The sequence below is a fragment of the Kineosporiaceae bacterium genome, assembly GCA_016713225.1.
Taxonomy (GTDB): Bacteria; Actinomycetota; Actinomycetes; order Actinomycetales; family Kineosporiaceae; genus JADJPO01.
In genome coordinates, this window is record JADJPO010000001.1 from 478379 (window position 1) to 494942 (window position 16564).

The window sequence follows — 16564 nt, forward strand, 5'->3', positions numbered from 1 at the left end:
GGGGGGCCACCCGGTCTCGTCATCCTCGGGAGGAGAGCGCATCTCATGAAGCTCCGTTACGTACTGGTCCTGGGCGTGGTTGCTGCCCTGACGGCAGCGTGTGGATCATCGAGTGAGTCGACGGGCGGCTCGGGGGCGGTCGCCTCGCCGAGCGCCGACGCGTCCGGCACGCTGAAGGTGTGGCTGATGGACGGAAGCCAGCCGCAGACCGTGGTCGATGCCGTGAACGCCGAGTTCAAGACCGCCTACCCCAAGGTCACGGTGTCGGTGGAGCTGCAGAAGTGGGACGGCATCCAGGACAAGCTGACCACCTCGCTGGGGTCGGCCACGACGCCGGACGTGGTCGAGATCGGCAACACCCTGACCGCCAAGTTCGCCGATGCCGGGCTGCTCGCCGATCTGACGGGCAATGCCGCCGGCCTGGGTGAGGCGAGCTGGCTGCCCGGGTTGAAGGCGTCCGGCGAACTGGAGGGCAAGCGCTACGGCATCCCGTACTACGGCGGCACACGTGCCGTGGTCTACAACAAGGAGCAGTTCACCAAGGCCGGTGTCACGGTGCCGACCTCGCTCGACGAGCTCGCTCAGGTGGCCGCCAAGCTGAAGGCGGCGAACTCGGCCACCCCCGGCTACTCGGCCTTCTACTTCCCGGGCAAGTACTGGTACGGCGCCCTGCCCTTCGTCTGGGCACACGGTGGTGACATCGCCGCCAAGGACGGTGATGCCTGGAAGGGAACGCTGGACAGTGCCGAGTCCCAGGCCGGTCTGACGGCGTTGAAGACCTTGGTCGACCAGTACTCCAGCGCTCCGAAGGACGGTGACGAGACCAAGAACTCCGAGATCTTCAAGACCGGCAAGGTCGGCATGGTCATCGACTCCTGGTGGGCGCCCGGTGTCATCGCCAAGGAGGCCGGTTGGGCCGACAAGGTGGGAGCGTTCGCCGTGCCGGGTGTGAAGGCCGGCACGACGGCACCGGCCTTCTTCGGAGGTTCCGATCTGGGCGTCTCGGAGAAGAGCGCGAACAAGGCCCTGGCGGTCGAGTGGGCGAAGATCCTGACCTCGGAGAAGATCCAGACCCAGCTCGCCAAGGAGGGTGGCGTGATCCCGAACACCAAGGCGGCCTTCAGTGGGCACGCCGGCAACGCGTTGCTCGAGCCCTTCGACACGGCGGCGGAGAACTCCAAGTTCACGCCCGTCACCCCCACCTGGGGCAATGTCGAGAGCTCCTCGGTGCTGCAGGACATGCTCGTCAAGATCATGACCGGTAAGGCCACGGTGGCCGAGGCGACCAAGGAGGCCAGCGCAGCGATCACGACCAAGCTGGCCGGCTGACGTACCCGTTGACCGGACGGCGCCGCGCGCGCCGTCCGGTCGACGACCGTCCTCCCCCTGAGGAGTTGCGATGAGCGCTGACCCACCTGGCACGGACGACGTCTCGATCGGGACGGCATCCCGGTCGACGGCGGCCCCGGTCGACCCGGTGCCCGATGCGGCTCGGGTTGCGCGAGAGCGGGTTCGGCCGCTGCCCTATCTGATGCTGGCGCCCGCCACGGTGCTGCTGGTCGTCGTCCTCGGGTACCCGATCGTGCGCATGATCAGCCTGTCACTGCAACGAGCCAAGCTGCGCGACCTCAACCGGGGCACCACCGCCTGGAACGCCGGCAAGAACTACCGCACCATCCTCACCGACCCCTACCTGTGGACGGTCACCCTGCGCACCGTGGTCTTCGCGGCGGTGTGCGTGATCACCACTCTGGTGGCCGGATTGGCGATCGCCCTGCTGCTGCAACGCCTCGGTCGTGCGATGCGCCTCGTGCTGTCGGTGGGCCTGCTGATGGCCTGGGCCACGCCGGCACTGACCGCCACCCAGGTGTGGCAGTGGCTCTTCGACACCCAGTTCGGTGTCGTCAACTGGGCGCTGACCAGTCTGGGGCTCGAGGGATTCCGCAACTACTCCTGGCTCGCCTCACCGGTCTCTCTGCTCGCTGTGGCCGCGGTCATCGTGGTGTGGGGGGCGATCCCCTTCGTCTGCCTGACCCTGTTCGCCGGGCTCACCCAGATCCCCGGTGAGATCTTCGAGGCCGCTGAACTCGACGGTGCCCGAGGGCTGAAACTGTTGCGGCAGATCACCCTTCCGCTGCTCGCCCCGATCATCACCATCCTGGTGGCGCTGTCGACCATCTGGGATTTCCGGGTGTTCACCCAGGTGTTCATCCTGCAGAAGGCCGGGGGTATCACGAGGGACACCGATCTACTCGGGATCTACGCCTATCGCACCTCCTTCGCGGCCAACGACTTCGGCGCCGGATCGGCGATCGGCGTCCTGATGGTGGTGCTGCTGCTGGGGTTCAGCGTGTTCTATGTCCGGCGCATGCTCGAGGAGGTGGAGGCATGAGCGGCGCTCGCGCCCGGCGCTCGCGCCGACGGGTCGACAACCTGGCGGCGCTGATGGTGTTCGTCGTCATGGTGTTCCCGGTGTACTGGATGGTGGCCACGGCCCTCAAGCCGCGCGCCGACGTCTTCCTCGAGACACCGAAGATCATCCCGAACCCGATCACGTTCGAGCACTTCGCCCGAGTGCTGTCCGACGGGGGGTTCTGGGGCTACGCGCGCAACAGTCTGCTCGTCGTCCTGGTGGTCGTGGTGTTGTCGATGCTGACCGCGTTCCTCGCGGCCACGGCGCTGGCCCGGTTCCGGTTCCGCGGCCGGCGGGCCTACGTGGTGTTGATCCTGGCGGTCCAGATGGTGCCGTTCGAGGCGCTGTTGATCCCGCTGTTCGTGATGCTCTCGCGAGCCGGTCTGGTCGACCGGCTGGCCGGGGTGATGCTGGCCTACCTGGCCTTCGTGCTGCCCTTCACGATCTGGACGTTGCGCGGCTTCGTGGCCAACGTGCCGGTCGAACTGGAGGAGGCCGCCCTGATCGACGGGTGCAGCCGGTCGCAGTCGTTCCGGCTGGTGCTGTTCCCCCTGATCGCGCCAGGACTGGTTGCCACCAGCGTGTTCGCCTTCATTCAGGCCTGGAACGAGTTCATCCTGGCCAACGTGGTGCTGCAGTCCAAGGGGGTGCAGACGCTGCCGGTCTGGCTCGCCGGATACCAGAGCAGTTTCAAGGAGACCGACTGGAGCGGTCTGATGGCCGCCTCGACCCTGTTCGCCATCCCGGTCATCGTCTTCTTCATCCTGGTGCAGGGGCGGATGCAGTCGTCCACCGTCGCCGGCGGCGTGAAGGGCTGAGCGCGTGAGGTCCGAACTCGACGAACTCCACGCGCTGGCCGACGCCGTTCTGCTGCCCAGTTTCGAGGGACCCACCCTCCCGGACCTGTGGTTCGAACGCCTCTCCTCGGGCCTGGGCGGGATCACGCTGTTCGCGACGAACGTGGGCACTCCCGAGCAGGTGCGCGAGCTGACCGCCCGGATCCACGAGGCGAATCCGGACGCGGTGATCGCCGTGGACGAAGAGGGTGGCGACGTCACCCGGCTGCAGTGGGCGCACGGATCGAGTTACCCGGGCAATCTCGCCCTGGGCCGGGTGAACGACGTCGGACTCACCAGGCAGCTGGGCGAGGCCATCGGCGCGGATCTGGCACGTGCCGGGATCGATCTGAACCTGGCGCCGTCCGTCGACGTGAACTGCGAGCCCGACAACCCCGTGATCGGGGTGCGATCGTTCGGCGCCGACCCGGGCCAGGTCTCGGCCCACGCGGCGGCCTGGATCGCAGGGCACCAGGCCCGGGGCGTTGCCGCGTGCGCCAAGCACTTTCCGGGCCACGGGGCCACCACCACGGATTCACACCACGACCTGCCACGCCTCGAAGTCGAGCGCGAGGTACTCGAGCCACGCGAGCTGGCCCCGTTCCGGGCAGCCGTCGCGGCCGGCGTGCGCGCGGTGATGACGGCACACATCGTCGTGTCCGCGGTGGACGCCGCCGCCCCCGTCACCCTCAGCCGTCCAGCCCTGATCGGTCTGCTCCGAGGGGAGTTGGGCTTCGACGGGCTCATCGTCAGTGATGCCCTCGACATGGCGGCGATCGCGGCCACGTACGGCATGCCGCAGGGGGCAGTCCGCGCCCTGGCCGCCGGGGTCGATGCGTTGTGTCTGGGGCCCGGCGCGAGTCCGGCGCAGGTCGAGGGCGCCCGAACGGCCATCGTCGAGGCGCTGCGCGACGGCGTCCTGCCCGTGGTCAGGCTCGCCGAGGCGAGCCGGCGGCTGCGCGACCTCGCCCGATGGTCGGCTCGGATGCGCCGGCCGTCGACCGGTCCGGACGAGGTGGCCGGCCTGGCCGCGGCCCGGCGGGCGATCACGGTGTCGGGCACGCCCGTGGGTCCGATGCCGGGGCCACCGCTCGTCGTGGAGCTGGACGGCCGGCCCAACATGGCTGCGGGAGAACGGCTCACCCGTGGCCTGGGGGACCTGCTGAGTGCGCTGCTGCCCGGCACGCTGGTGCGGCGTGTGGGGATCCACCAGGACGGTACCGACCTGGGTCACCACCTGCTGGCTGACGCCGCCGGACGAGCGTTGGTGATCGTCGTCCGCGAGCTCCATCGTGAGCCGAGGGTCGCGCGGGTGGTCGACGAGCTGAGGACGGCGCGGCCGGATGCCATCGTGGTCGAGACCGGATTCCCCGGACCGGATTCTCGCCACGATGCGGAACACCCTGATGCCGAACCGGGGTCGTTGACCTGGCGTGGTGCCCGGGTGTTCACCTTCGGCAGCGCCCCGGTCTGCCTCCGGGCGGCGGCCGAGGTGTTGGCGCAGAGAGGGCGATGACCGTGGCGATGACGGCGGCGATGACGGCGGATGGGGGCGGCACCGAGGATGACGACCCGAGCCGTCGTGAGCTCGATCTGCTGAGCACCGACGACCTGGTCGCCGTCGCGCTCGACGTCGAACTCCAGGTCGCCGACGCGGTTCGGGCCGCTCGCCGTGACATCGCCCGCGTGGCGGAGCTCGCCGTGGCGCGGCTCTCGGCCGGTGGCCGGATGATCTATGTCGGTGCCGGGACCGCGGGTCGTCTCGCCGCGCTGGACGCCACCGAACTGCCGCCCACCTTCGGGGTCCGCCCGGGCACGGTGATCGCCCTGGTCGCCGGGGGGCAGGCGGCGCTGCTCGATGCACGCGAAGGGGACGAGGACGACGCCGACGCCGGCATCGAGGCCGTGGCGGCCGTCGGGACGTCACCGGGCGATCTGGTGATCGGGGTCTCGGCGAGCGGCCGGACCCCGTTCGTGGTGGCCGCGCTGGCCGAGGCCCGGCACCGCGGTGCCGCCACTGCGGCCCTGGTGAACAACCCGGGAACGGAGCTGGCTGCCGGTGCGGACCGGGCCATCGAGCTGCTCACCGGTCCCGAACTCGTGGTCGGCTCCACCCGGCTCAAGGCGGGCACGGCTCAGAAGATGGCGCTGGACGTCATCTCGACCGCGGTGATGATCCGGACCGGTCACACCTTCGGCAACCTCATGGTGGCCGCGCCGGCGGTGAACGCGAAGCTGGTGCGACGCGCCGTCCGGGGGGTGGCCCTGGCCTGCGGCGTCGAGCCGGCAGCGGCGCAGGACGCGCTGTCGGCCGCCGGCGGTTCGGGACCGCTGGCGATCGTCATGCTGCGCCGTGGGCTCGACGCGACCGCCGCCCGCGAGGCGCTGGACGCCGCCGGGGGCCGGGTCCGTGAGGCGTCGGCCGGTCGCTGACGTCTGCCGTCAGTGATCTCGGGGATCTCGGGGATCTCGGGCGTTGTCGAGTCGCTCGTGCAGCCGGGAGCGAACCTCGTCCGGTGTCACGGCGCGACGTTGCCGTTCGGAGCGCGCCAGCAGGGCCCCGGTGGCGGCCACCCCGACCACGCCTGCCAGGCCCAGGCCCCGCAGCAGGCGCCGCACCAGTCGCGACCGTGCCGCGTCGTCCATCGCTGCCTCCTGGATCCGTGTGCCTGCTCGCTGCCGGGCGCACCCGGCAGACTGTGCGTCATGTCCAGCTCGATCGACCTCGATCAGGCCGTCGAGGTCACCCGCACCGGTGACCTCTGGCTGTTCCGCGGCCCCAGTCTCGCCGACCGCGCGATCCAGACTCTCACCAACGCCCCGGTGAACCACGTCGGCATGGCCGTGGTCCTCGAGGACCTGCCGCCGCTCATGTGGCACGCCGAACTCGGTCAGTCACTGACCGATGTCTGGACCGGGGACAAGCACCGCGGCGTCCAGCTGCACGATCTGCGCGAGGCCGTGGTGCAGTGGGTGACCCGCTACGAGCAGCGTCCCTGGATGCGCCAGCTCGACACCACCATCACCGCGGCCATGGAGGACCAGTTGCTGCGCGAGATCGCGCGGGCCGACGGCCTGCCGTTCCCGCGGACCGCCGCGCTGGCGGGCCGCTGGTTGCGCGGCCGGGTGCGCCGGCACGCCCCGATCGGGGTGACCTACTGCGCCGAGGTGGTGGCCCGCGCCTATCAGGTCATGGGCCTGCTGGACGGCGCGCGCCCGGCCAATGCGTTCGACCCGGGAACGTTCTGGTCGGGCGACGACCTGGATCTGCTCGGCGGTGCCCGTCTCGGGGAGGAGATCGCCGTCCGGGTGCCGCGCGGCTGAGCACGCGAGGAATGAGAAGTTCGTGGCTCAATGAAGTGTTAAGTCGGCGGTATCCAGGCATTCAGCCATTCAAATTCAGCCGAACTCCTGACTAGTGTTCTGGACCGTGAGCCTTCGGACCAACATCAAGATCACTGCTACGGGGGCGGCAGTCGTCATGGTGTGTGGCGGTGTCGCCCTCACGGCGGCGCCCGTCGGCCCCAACTCCGATGACCGCATCGTGACCACTCTGGCGAAGGCCGGGCACGAGCGTCAGGCTCAGGCTCCCGCGGCGCGGCGCCGTCCGCCGACCGGTTCGAGTACCACGGCCGCCCGGGGTCGCGCGGGCAAGCGTCCCGTTGCGCCGTCGAGTCCCGCCGCCGCCCCGACCATGGCCCCTGCTGTCCCCGCAGCGCCCGCAGCGCCCGCAGCGCCGGGTGCTGCCGCTCCTGTCGCGCCGCAGCCGGGCGTGGCCGGTGACCCCACCTCGGCCACCACGACGGTGGTGCCGCTGGCCCCGACGACGACCACCACCAAGGCGGTGCCGTCGTCCACGCCTCCCACGGTCACCACGACCACGAAGAGCGCCGCGCCCACGACGCCGACCACGAGCGCCGCACCGAAGGTGCCGGCCGTGCCCGCCTCGGGTCTCTACGTCAGCCCGAACATCCAGGAGGTCATCCTCGGGTCGACCTCGAATGCGGCCGAGCTGGCGCTGCTGCACAAGATCGCCGACCGCCCGATCGCCACCTGGCTCTCCGGCGGTTCGTACAACCTGACCATGGCCAAGACGGTCAGCACCCGGGCGACCGCGCAGGGCGAGCTCGCCGTCTTCGTGATCTACAACATCCCCGACCGGGACTGTGGTGGGTACTCGGCCGGCGGCACGACGTCGAGTGAGTACCTCGCCTGGGTGACCTCGGTGAAGAACGCCATCGTCGGCAAGGCGATGATCGTGCTCGAGCCGGACGCCGCGGTCGACGCGGCTCGATGTGCCGACCCCGCGGGGCGCCTGAAGCTGCTCCACGATGCCGGCAACATCTTCCAGCAGGCCGGTCACCGCGTGTACCTGGACGCCGGGCACCCGGCCTGGAAGACCCCGGCGCAGGCGGCCGCGATCCTGAAGAGCGTCGGGATGGACGCCTTCGATGGCATCGCGCTGAACGTGAGCAACTTCGCCGCCACGTCCTCGGTGTCCACCTATGCGGCGGCGATCTCCACGGCGTACGGTTCGTCGCTGCACTACGTGGTCGACACCTCGCGCAACGGCAACGGGGCGGCTGCCGGCAGCGCGTGGTGCAACCCGAGTGGCCGAGCCCTCGGTGAACCGCCCCGGCTGGGCACCAGCGGCACCCTCGATGCCCTGCTCTGGGTCAAGGTGCCCGGCGACACCGACGGTGCCTGCAACGGCGGTCCGGCGTCCGGCTTCTGGAAGGACTACGCACTGGGCCTGGTGCGCAACGCCGCCTGGTGACCTGCTCTCGCGCCGAGCTCCCCGTCGTGCAGAGATCACCGTCTCGCAGAGATCACCGTCGTGCAGGGTCATTCCCCCGTGGCGAGGGGGAACCACCCTGCACGACGGCGATCACGAGGCGATCTAGAACGCTGCCTCGTCGAGGTCCATCAGGGCGTTGTCGGTGGTCTCGGCGATCGCCCGCTCGGCCGTCAACCTCGGCAGGACCGTGCGGGCGAAGAACCGCGCTGCGGCGATCTTGCCCTCGTAGAACGATCGCTCGCTCGCGCTGATGCCCTCGGCGGCGAGCTTGCCGGCCGCGACCTCCGCGCTACGCAGCAGCAGCCAGCCGATCACCAGGTCACCGGCGGCCATCAGCAGCCGTGTGGTGTTCTGGCCGACCTTGTAGACGTTGCGGACGTCGCCGCCCTCGGCCTTCGGGTGAGCGCTCATCAACGCCCCGACCATGAACCCGACGATGCCCTGGACGTCGTCCAGCGCCTTGCCGAGCAGCTCGCGCTCGACCGCGAGCGCATCCTCGGCGCCGGCGGCCTTGACGAACTCGGCGATCTGGCCGGCCAGGTGGGTCAGGGACTGGCCCTTGTCGCGCACGATCTTGCGGAAGAAGAAGTCCATGCCCTGGATGGCCGTGGTGCCCTCGTAGAGGGTGTCGATCTTGGCGTCCCGCACGTACTGCTCGATGGGGTAGTCCTGCAGGAATCCGCTGCCGCCGAAGGTCTGCAGGCTCTCGGTGCCGAGCAGCACCCAGGAGCGCTCGGAACCACAGCCCTTGACCAGCGGCAGCAACAGGTCGTTGACCCGCTCGGCCAACTCGTCCCGCTCACCTCGCGCCTCGGCGACGAACACGGCGTCCTGCTGGCTGGCGGTGTAGAGCACCAGGGCGCGCAGCCCCTCGGCGTAGGCCTTCTGCAGCATCAGTGAGCGGCGCACGTCGGGGTGATGGGTGATGGTGACCCTCGGGGCGGTCTTGTCGGTCGAGCGGGTCAGGTCGGGGCCCTGCACCCGGTTCTTGGCGTAGTCGAGCGCGTTGAGGTATCCGGTCGACAGGGTGGCGATCGCCTTGGTGCCCACGAACATCCGGGCCGCCTCGATCACCTTGAACATCTGGGCGATGCCGTCGTGCACGTCGCCGACCAGGGTGCCCACGGCGGGGATGCCGTCCACCTCGCCGAAGCGCAGTTCACAACTGGCCGAGACCTTCAGGCCCATCTTGTGCTCGACATTGGTGACGAAGACGCCGTTGCGCTCGCCCAGCTCGCCGGTCTCGGTGTCGACGAGGAACTTCGGCACCACGAACAACGAGAGCCCCTTGGTGCCCGGGCCGGCCCCTTCGGGGCGCGCCAGCACCAGGTGCACGATGTTCTCGAAGATGTCGGCGTCACCGCTGGTGATGAACCGCTTGACGCCGGTGATGTGCCAGGTCCCGTCGGGCTGCTGCACGGCCTTGGCGCGCCCGGCACCCACGTCCGACCCGGCGTCCGGCTCGGTGAGCACCATGGTGCAGCCCCAGCGGTGCTCGACCATGTGGCCGGCGATCTTCTTCTGGGCCTCGTTACCCAGGGCGTACAGGATGCGGGCGAAGGCGAACCCGGTGCCGTACATGTGGATGGCGGGGTTGGCCCCGAGGACGAACTCGGCCATCGCCCAGCGCAGCGACGGCGGCACGGGGTGGCCGCCGATCTCGGGCTGCAGGTCGCTGCGCCAGAACTCGCTGTCGACGTAGGCGCGGTAGCTCTCGTGGAACGAGGCGGGCAGCGTGACCGAGTGGCTGATGGGGTCGAACAGGGGTGGGTTGCGGTCGGAGTCGACCAGGGACGACGCGAGCTTGTCGGTGGCCAGCTTGGCCACCTGCCCCAGCATCTCGCGGGCGGTCTCGCCGTCCACGTCGGGGAAGGCCTCGGTGCCCAGGACGGCGTCGCGTCCCAGCACGTCGAACAGGGTGAACTCCACGTCGCGCAGGTTGTGCTTGTAGTGGCTCATCAGTGCCGCCCCTCGGGATGTCTGTCGCCGCCGGCGGCCGTCCGGCCGCGCTTCGTCCGCGGCGAGGGTTACCCGCCGGTAACTCGATGATGCCTACTGATGAGTAACTGCGCAAGCGCCAACCAAGCGCAACGTCACGTCGCACTCATCCGGGACGAGCGCGATGTCACGTTGCACTCGCCAGACGAGCGTGATGTGACATTGCGCTCGTCGGGGATGAGCGTGATCCGCGGGGATGAGTCGGGGGCGGTGACGGAGGGTGGTCGCGTTTAGGGTGATTGGCGTGTGGCGGCCGTCGGGGGCTGGCCAGACTGAGCGAACGGTGGTCGGGCGGGTGGACAGGCGGCTTCTCGACGGGGAGTTGTCACCCGAGGTGCACGCGGTGATCCTCGCCTGGAGTGGGCACGGCACGGCGTCGGGGGAGGTGCTGCGTGCCGAGGCCGAGCAGGCCATCGCGCAGGAATACCGGCGCGTGGGACGGCGCGCCCCGCGGGTGGCCTGGTGCGAGTCACCGGGTCGCTACCTGGCTGCTCTGAAGGACCCGCGGGCGCAGGCCCGGTGGTTGCTGCGGCGCCGTCCGCTCGTGGTGCGGCTCTGGCGCTGGCGGCCCGGGTGGTTGCGCACGCTGACGATGGTCGTGACCGCTCTGGCCGGGGCATTGGCGGTGCTCTTGCTGTGCCTCACCTGCTGGCTCCTCACCACCTTCCTCGCCTACCGCGCGGTGATGGCGCTGCTCGACCGCCCGGTCGGCGAGGACTCGTTGCCGGACAACCTGGTGTTCCTGGTCTGCCTGCTGACCCCCTTGGTCGTGGGATGGCGGTTGCTGAGAAGGGCGATCGACCTGACCCTGCGCGCTCGCGCAGCGCTGCAACGGCCCTTCTGGTGGGCCGTCGTCCCAGGTCTCGAGATCCAGGGGTTCCCCTGGCACGGGTTGCGAGGGGTCGCGGTGGCGTTGGCGCCACCGACCCAGCTCGAGCGACGCGAGGTCGAGGGGCACGAGGTCCTCACCGCGCGCTGGCCGGACGGCGTCCGGCACCTCTTCGTGGACGGCGTGCGGGTGCCGCGGCTCCCGCAGGCGGGTGAGGCGGGTCGCCAGGGCGAACTCTTCGGGCGTGACTGGGCTGACCGCCACCTGGTCGCCCGCCCGACAGATCCCGCGACCGAGGCCGCTGTCGACGCGTTCTATGACGCGCTCGGGCTGCCCCCACCGGCGCTGCTGTGGTGCCGCACCTGGGAGGAGTACGTGGCGGCGCTGCGCGACCCGCTCGATCGGTTGGTGCGGGCCGAGGACCGCGATCGGCTGCCCGAGGCGATGGCCTCCCGGGCGTTGCGCTGGCAGCAGATGGTGGCTCGCCCCGGCACGGCCAAGGTCATCGCCGGGGCGAGCCTGATCGTCCTGGTGAGCCTCATCGTCGGCTGGTGGCTCTGGCTGGCCTACGCCGACCCCGCCTTCCTGCAGTCCGCTGCGGGCCGGGCGGTGGGGCTGTTCGGCGTCCCGGCGGCGCTGTTCGTCGTGATGGGGGTGACCACCCGGCCCTGGTTCGCCGGCGTGCGCCGGGGGCGTCTCCGCTGGGCGAGGTGGCTGCTTCCGCTGGAGGCGAGGGTGACGGCTCGGCTGCGCCGTGGGCCGGCGCCGCGGACCCCGGGTGTCGACCGGGTGGTGCAGCAGGTCACCGCACCGGTGGCGGCCGCCGATCCGCTCGGGGCGTTGGTTCGGCGCTCGTTCCCGCCGGCCACGGTGGCGCAATGGCGCTGGCAGCGCGCCGTCCGGCTCGCAGCCGTGCCGCCGGCGCCTGCCCGGGAGTCGCCACCGCAGACCGACCAGCGGCGCGAGCAAAGGGCCGAGGCACTGCTCAGCGCGTTGGAGGCCACCGCGGCGGTGCCCTGGACGGCGCTGCGTCGGGTCGCCGTCCTGCTCGAACAGCCGGTGATTCGCCGCGGGTGGCTGGCCACCCCCGACGGAGGGCGCCGGCTCTCCACGGCCTCCCTCGGCTGGGCGGACGGCAGTTGGTGGCACCTCATCGACGGGGTGCGAGTGCCGCGGGCGGCCGAGTCGGGGGAATGGACCACCGCGGAGATCCACGGCGTACCGAATTCCGAGGCGCGCCGGGTGTTGATCGAGACGATGGGCTGGGATCGCTATCTGGAGCAGGCCCGGCTGCCCCTGATCGCCGAGGTGCCCGACCCGGCCAACCCGCCCCACTGGTTGCGGCTGTACCGGCTGGACGACGCCGGATGGGACGACCTGAGCCTGCTGGTGATGACCAATGCCAGCCCCGGACCCGACGGGCAGGTGCGACGGTTCGCCGAGTTCGTGCCGGCGGGTCTCGACGACCCGATCGAGGCTGCGGCCTGGCAGTACGGGGTGCCGGTGGAGGTCTACCGCCGGTTGCAGCGGCGTACGTGAGCCCGGGGCGGCGAATTCCGGGAGGTGGACCGTGGGAGGCGTCGCCTACGCTGACCGGATGACGGATCCGCTCGGACCGTCGGGGACGGGGAGGACTGATCGTCGTGACGCTCACCTATGAACAGGCCTTGGGCCTGGTCGGCGCGGTTGTGCCGAACCATTTGGCGGCCGAGGTCGCGGTGCCGATCCTGACCGGGGTGCAGGCTCAGGGTGACCTGCTGGTGATCCCGATCGAGCCGGCCGATCCGGGTGAGTCGGTCGACCCGGGGGCCTGGCGGCCGGTGCCGGCTCAGGGTGTTCAGTTGATCTGGTCCGAGGCCACCGGCAACACCCACTGGTTGCACCAGGACCAGGGGTGCCACGGCGTGCGGTGGGCGCAACCCGAGCCGATGGTCTGGCGGGACGAGGACGATCCCGACCTCCGCCTGGCCTACGTGAGCGTGCCGTCGGGCCAGGCAGCACTGTTGATCCACACCGAGGAACACGGCGCCAACGGCATCGGGCCGGGCACCTACGTGATCCACCGCAAGCGTGAGGCCGACCCGCAGTCCGTGCAACGGTTGCTGGCCGACTGAGCACTCGTCCGATGAGCGCGATGTCACGTTGCACTCGTCCGGGTCGAGCACGATGTCACGTTGCACTCGCCAGACGAGCGTGACGTGACATTGCGCTCGTGGGGGATGAGCACAACAGGACGCATCCCGGAGGAAGGCCCGTGGCGGGGTTCCGGGATGCGTCCTGCGTTCGGGTGGAACGAGATCAGTGGATGCTACGTCTGCCGCGCATGGTGGTCACCAGCAGCACGCCACCGGCGGCCAACACCACCTGCACCAGCAGTTCGACCCAGTCGATCCCCGAGGTGTTGCGCATCGGCCCGACGATGGCGCTGCCGATCAGGGCAGCGATGATACCGACGGCGATGGTCATCCAGATCGGGATGTTCTGCTTGCCGGGCACGACCAGTCGGCCCAGCGCGCCGATGATCAGCCCGATGACGATCGCGGCGATGATGCCGTTGACGGTCATGTCGGTCTCCTACCACGGGACATCGGCCGGACCCCTGACGGCCGGCCTGGCGTGATCCGAGGATCGCACCGAGGGCGGGGGGGCGCCTGTCGAGATTCGTTCGTCGCGACGGGGGTTCAACCCGTCAGTGCCCCGTAGATCGTCTGGCGCAGCAGAGGTCGCACCGGGTAGGTGCTCGACGGCAGCAGTTGGGTCATGAACACCACCTCGAGCTGTTCGACCGGGTCGACCCAGAACGTGGTGCTGGCTGCGCCGCCCCAGTTGTACTCCCCGGCCGAGCAGACCATGCGGGCCGCCGTGGCATCGACCACGACTGCCATGCCGAGGCCGAAACCCACGCCGTCCTGGGGGATCTCACTGAACACCGGGCGCCCGAAGGTCTGCAGGTCGGCGTTGCCCGGCAGGTGATTGCGGGTCATGTACGCGACGGTCTTCGGGCTCAACAGCCGGACGCCGTCCAGCTCGCCGCCGCGCGCCAGGAATCGGGCGAACCGCTGATAGTCGGCGGCGGTCGAGACCAGGCCGCCGCCGCCGGCCAGCAGCGGGGGGTCGAGGCAGACGTCGCCCAGTTCGGGATGGGCGCGCATCCCGCCGTCCGGGGTTGCGACGTACAACGTCGCCAGCCGGTCGACATCCGACCCGCTGACCCGGAATCCGGTGTCGCCCATGCCGAGTGGGCCGGTGATCCGGTCGGCGAGGAAGGCGTCCAGGCTCTGGCCGCTGACCACCTCGATCAGCCGGCCCAGCACGTCGGTGGCCAGCGAGTAGTTCCACTCGGTGCCCGGGGTGAACAGCAGGGGCAGGCTGGCCCAGTAGTCGACCGCTGTCGCCAGGTCGACCCCGGGTGGGCTGCCCCACTCGTAGCCCTGGGCGCGCAGCATGGCATCGACCGGGTGCATCCGATGGAAGCCGTAGGTCAGGCCGGAGGTATGGGTCAGCAGGTGCCAGATCCGCACCGGTTCGGGGGTGGGCACCGTCATCGCCTTGACGTCCGAACCCCCGGTGTAGACCCGGGAATCGGCGAACGACGGCAGGTAGCGCGCGATCGGGTCGGTGAGCTGGAACGCCCCCTCCTCGTAGAGCATCATCGCCGCGACCGCCGTGATCGGCTTGGTCATGGAGTAGATCCGCCACAGCGTGGTGGCGGTGACCGGCAGGTCGCGCTCGACATCGCGTCGCCCGACCAGGCTGTTGTGCACCACCCGTCCGCGCCGGGTGATCACCAGGTGATACCCGGGTAGGTGCCCGGCGTCGACGTAGCGGGCCAGGGCCGCATCGACCCTGGCCAGCCCGTCGGCGTCCAACCCCAGTTCGGCGGGATCCACCTCGACGTGCAGTCCGGCCATCGCGAGCCTCCGATCGACAGCTGCGGCGCGCGCTGATCGATCAGCGCACCGCGCGATCAGAGCACAGCGCGATCAGAGCATGTTGGTCAAGCTCTGGTGGGCCTCGGATCGGACGGCGTCGAGGGCGTCGCGCGCCGTGCGGGCGTCCCGGGCGAGGGCGGCCAGCCGCTGGCACTCCGGCAGGCTGTGCGTCGACAACGCGAACCGCACCAGGCCCACCTTCGAGGGCGCCATCGACAGGCTCGACACCCCCATACCCACGAGCACCAGGGCGAGCAACGGATCCCCGCCCGCCTCACCGCAGACCCCGATCGGCTTGCCGGTACTCGCCGCTCCGGCGCAGGCCGCGGCGATCACGTCGAGCACGGCGGGTTGCCACGGGTCGAGCAGATCGGCGAGTTCACCCTGCATCCGGTCGGCGGCCATCGTGTACTGGGCCAGGTCGTTGGTGCCCAGGCTGGCGAAGTCGACCTCGGCGAGCACGTGGGCGGCACGCAATGCCGCCCCGGGCACCTCGATCATCACCCCGGCCTTGGGCAGGCCGTTCTCCCGGACCCGGCGCGCGAACCAGGCTGCCTCCTCGGCGGTGGCCACCATCGGTGCCATCACCCGGACGTCGGCGCCGGTCTCGCGCGCCGCGATGGCCAACGCCTCCAACTGGGCGTCGAGCAGCTCCGGCCGCTCGGCGGACAGCCGCAATCCGCGTCGTCCCAGAGCGGGGTTCTCCTCCGGGCCGAGATCGGCGAAGGCGAGCGGCTTGTCGGCGCCGGCGTCCAGCGTGCGCACGACGACCCGCCGGTCGCCGAACGGCGCGAACACCTGCCGGTAGATCTCGGTCTGTTCCGCCACGGTCGGGGCGCGCTCGGCCGACAGGAACACGAACTCGGTGCGGAACAGGCCCACCCCCTCGAGATCCTGCGCGGCCGCCTGGACGGCGTCCTCGACCCCGCCGATGTTCGCCAGCAGGGCCACCGGGTGACCGTCTCGGGTGCGTCCCGGGCCGTGGCTGTCGGCCAGCGCCTCGGCGCGCCGCTGCCGCCGGACGACGAGCTCGTCCACGTACGCCCGCGTCGGGTTGAGCGTGACCTCACCGGAGTCGCCGTCCACGGCGATCTCGGTGCCGGGCGTGATGCCGGTGGCGCCGGCCAGCTGCACCACGGCCGGGATACCCATCTGAGCGGCCAGGATCGCGGTGTGGCTGGTGCGTCCGCCGGCCTCGGTGACGATCGCGAGCACCAGGGATCGGTCCAGGGTGGCGGTCTCGGCCGGGGCCAGGTCCTCGGCCACCACCACACTGGGCGTGCTGAACACCGGGATGCCGGGAGCCGGAACGCCGAGCAGCCGGGCCAGCGCCCTCGAGCCCACGTCCCGCAGGTCGGTGACCCGCTCGGCGAAATACCCTCCGAGGGCGGTGAACTGGTCGGCGAAGTCCTCCACGGCGGCGTGCACGGCCGCGGCCGGACCCTTGCCGGCGGCCAGGTGTTTGCCGGCCCCCTTGATCAGTCCCTTGTCACGGGCGATCAGGGCGGTGGCGGTGAGGATCTGTTGAGCGGTGTCGTCCGCGGTGGCGGCCCGGGCGGTGAGGTCCTGGGCCACGCCCTCGAAGGCGGCCCTGATGCGCACCAGGGCGGCGTCGGTGTCGGTGGCAGCAGGTTCGCCGGCCGGCGGCCGGACCGGTGGTGCCACTTGCACCACCGGCCCGTACGCCGTACCCGGGCTGACCCCGATGCCCTGTCGGGTCTGCGGTGCACCCGGGCTCGATGGATCACCCATGACGAT

General features: G+C 70.6%; 14 protein-coding genes. 9 read left to right on the plus strand and 5 right to left on the minus strand.

What is annotated here, in order from left to right; genetic code table 11:
* Positions 1–45: 45 nt before the first annotated feature.
* The 5 genes from IPK24_02195 (at position 46) to IPK24_02215 (ending at position 5682) form a co-directional block, all read left to right on the plus strand.
* Positions 46–1329 carry an extracellular solute-binding protein gene (locus IPK24_02195; protein ID MBK8074382.1) on the plus strand — a complete coding sequence of 428 codons (1284 nt, stop codon included), beginning with the start codon at positions 46–48 and terminating at the stop codon, positions 1327–1329.
* 70 nt (positions 1330–1399) lie between these two features.
* Complete coding sequence (locus tag IPK24_02200) at positions 1400–2392, plus strand: sugar ABC transporter permease (protein ID MBK8074383.1); 993 nt, start codon at positions 1400–1402, stop codon at positions 2390–2392.
* The gene (locus tag IPK24_02205; GenBank protein MBK8074384.1) at positions 2389–3231 is read left to right on the plus strand and encodes a carbohydrate ABC transporter permease; all 843 of its coding nucleotides are present in this window, start codon (positions 2389–2391) and stop codon (positions 3229–3231) included. Before IPK24_02200 ends, IPK24_02205 begins: the two co-directional genes overlap by 4 nt.
* Positions 3232–3235: 4 nt before the next feature.
* Positions 3236–4765 carry a glycoside hydrolase family 3 protein gene (locus IPK24_02210; protein ID MBK8074385.1) on the plus strand — a complete coding sequence of 510 codons (1530 nt, stop codon included), beginning with the start codon at positions 3236–3238 and terminating at the stop codon, positions 4763–4765.
* 20 nt (positions 4766–4785) lie between these two features.
* On the plus strand, positions 4786–5682 hold the full coding sequence (locus IPK24_02215; GenBank protein ID MBK8074386.1) for an N-acetylmuramic acid 6-phosphate etherase: 897 nt from the start codon (positions 4786–4788) through the stop codon (positions 5680–5682).
* 9 nt (positions 5683–5691) lie between these two features.
* Here the strand turns inward: IPK24_02215 and IPK24_02220 are convergent, their stop codons facing one another.
* Complete coding sequence (locus IPK24_02220) at positions 5692–5895, minus strand: hypothetical protein (protein MBK8074387.1); 204 nt, start codon at positions 5893–5895, stop codon at positions 5692–5694.
* A 60-nt stretch (positions 5896–5955) separates the two neighbouring features.
* On the opposite strand from IPK24_02220, the gene IPK24_02225 reads away from it, so the two are divergent.
* Both IPK24_02225 and IPK24_02230 read left to right on the plus strand, forming a co-directional pair.
* Entirely contained in the window at positions 5956–6573 is a 618-nt protein-coding gene (locus tag IPK24_02225; GenBank protein ID MBK8074388.1) for a hypothetical protein, read from the plus strand.
* Positions 6574–6679: 106 nt separating this feature from the next.
* Positions 6680–8026 carry a glycoside hydrolase family 6 protein gene (locus tag IPK24_02230; protein MBK8074389.1) on the plus strand — a complete coding sequence of 449 codons (1347 nt, stop codon included), beginning with the start codon at positions 6680–6682 and terminating at the stop codon, positions 8024–8026.
* Between the two features lie 123 nt (positions 8027–8149).
* Here IPK24_02230 and IPK24_02235 read toward each other — a convergent pair whose 3' ends face one another.
* Positions 8150–10006, minus strand: coding sequence for an acyl-CoA dehydrogenase (locus IPK24_02235; protein MBK8074390.1), 1857 nt, complete (start codon positions 10004–10006; stop codon positions 8150–8152).
* A gap of 334 nt (positions 10007–10340) precedes the next feature.
* On the opposite strand from IPK24_02235, the gene IPK24_02240 reads away from it, so the two are divergent.
* Both IPK24_02240 and IPK24_02245 read left to right on the plus strand, forming a co-directional pair.
* Entirely contained in the window at positions 10341–12413 is a 2073-nt protein-coding gene (locus IPK24_02240; GenBank protein ID MBK8074391.1) for a hypothetical protein, read from the plus strand.
* Positions 12414–12511: 98 nt separating this feature from the next.
* Complete coding sequence (locus IPK24_02245; protein MBK8074392.1) at positions 12512–12988, plus strand: hypothetical protein; 477 nt, start codon at positions 12512–12514, stop codon at positions 12986–12988.
* Positions 12989–13172: 184 nt separating this feature from the next.
* Here the strand turns inward: IPK24_02245 and IPK24_02250 are convergent, their stop codons facing one another.
* From IPK24_02250 to ptsP, 3 genes are all read right to left on the minus strand, one after another.
* Positions 13173–13439, minus strand: a complete 267-nt coding sequence (locus IPK24_02250) for a GlsB/YeaQ/YmgE family stress response membrane protein (protein MBK8074393.1) — start codon at positions 13437–13439, stop codon at positions 13173–13175.
* A 116-nt stretch (positions 13440–13555) separates the two neighbouring features.
* A complete protein-coding gene (locus IPK24_02255; GenBank protein MBK8074394.1) occupies positions 13556–14785 on the minus strand; it encodes a beta-lactamase family protein in 1230 nt (409 codons plus the stop codon).
* 72 nt (positions 14786–14857) lie between these two features.
* On the minus strand, positions 14858–16558 hold the full coding sequence (gene ptsP / locus IPK24_02260) for a phosphoenolpyruvate--protein phosphotransferase (GenBank protein MBK8074395.1): 1701 nt from the start codon (positions 16556–16558) through the stop codon (positions 14858–14860).
* Positions 16559–16564: the final 6 nt, after the last annotated feature.

Coding starts and splice junctions, on each gene's coding strand:
- IPK24_02195 (MBK8074382.1), top strand. CDS start 46: ATGAAGCTCCGTTACGTACTGGTCCTGGGCGTGGTTGCTGCCCTGACG.
- IPK24_02200 (MBK8074383.1), top strand. CDS start 1,400: ATGAGCGCTGACCCACCTGGCACGGACGACGTCTCGATCGGGACGGCA.
- IPK24_02205 (MBK8074384.1), top strand. CDS start 2,389: ATGAGCGGCGCTCGCGCCCGGCGCTCGCGCCGACGGGTCGACAACCTG.
- IPK24_02215 (MBK8074386.1), top strand. CDS start 4,786: ATGACGGCGGATGGGGGCGGCACCGAGGATGACGACCCGAGCCGTCGT.
- IPK24_02220 (MBK8074387.1), bottom strand. CDS start 5,895: ATGGACGACGCGGCACGGTCGCGACTGGTGCGGCGCCTGCTGCGGGGC.
- IPK24_02225 (MBK8074388.1), top strand. CDS start 5,956: ATGTCCAGCTCGATCGACCTCGATCAGGCCGTCGAGGTCACCCGCACC.
- IPK24_02235 (MBK8074390.1), bottom strand. CDS start 10,006: ATGAGCCACTACAAGCACAACCTGCGCGACGTGGAGTTCACCCTGTTC.
- IPK24_02250 (MBK8074393.1), bottom strand. CDS start 13,439: ATGACCGTCAACGGCATCATCGCCGCGATCGTCATCGGGCTGATCATC.
- IPK24_02255 (MBK8074394.1), bottom strand. CDS start 14,785: ATGGCCGGACTGCACGTCGAGGTGGATCCCGCCGAACTGGGGTTGGAC.
- ptsP (MBK8074395.1), bottom strand. CDS start 16,558: ATGGGTGATCCATCGAGCCCGGGTGCACCGCAGACCCGACAGGGCATC.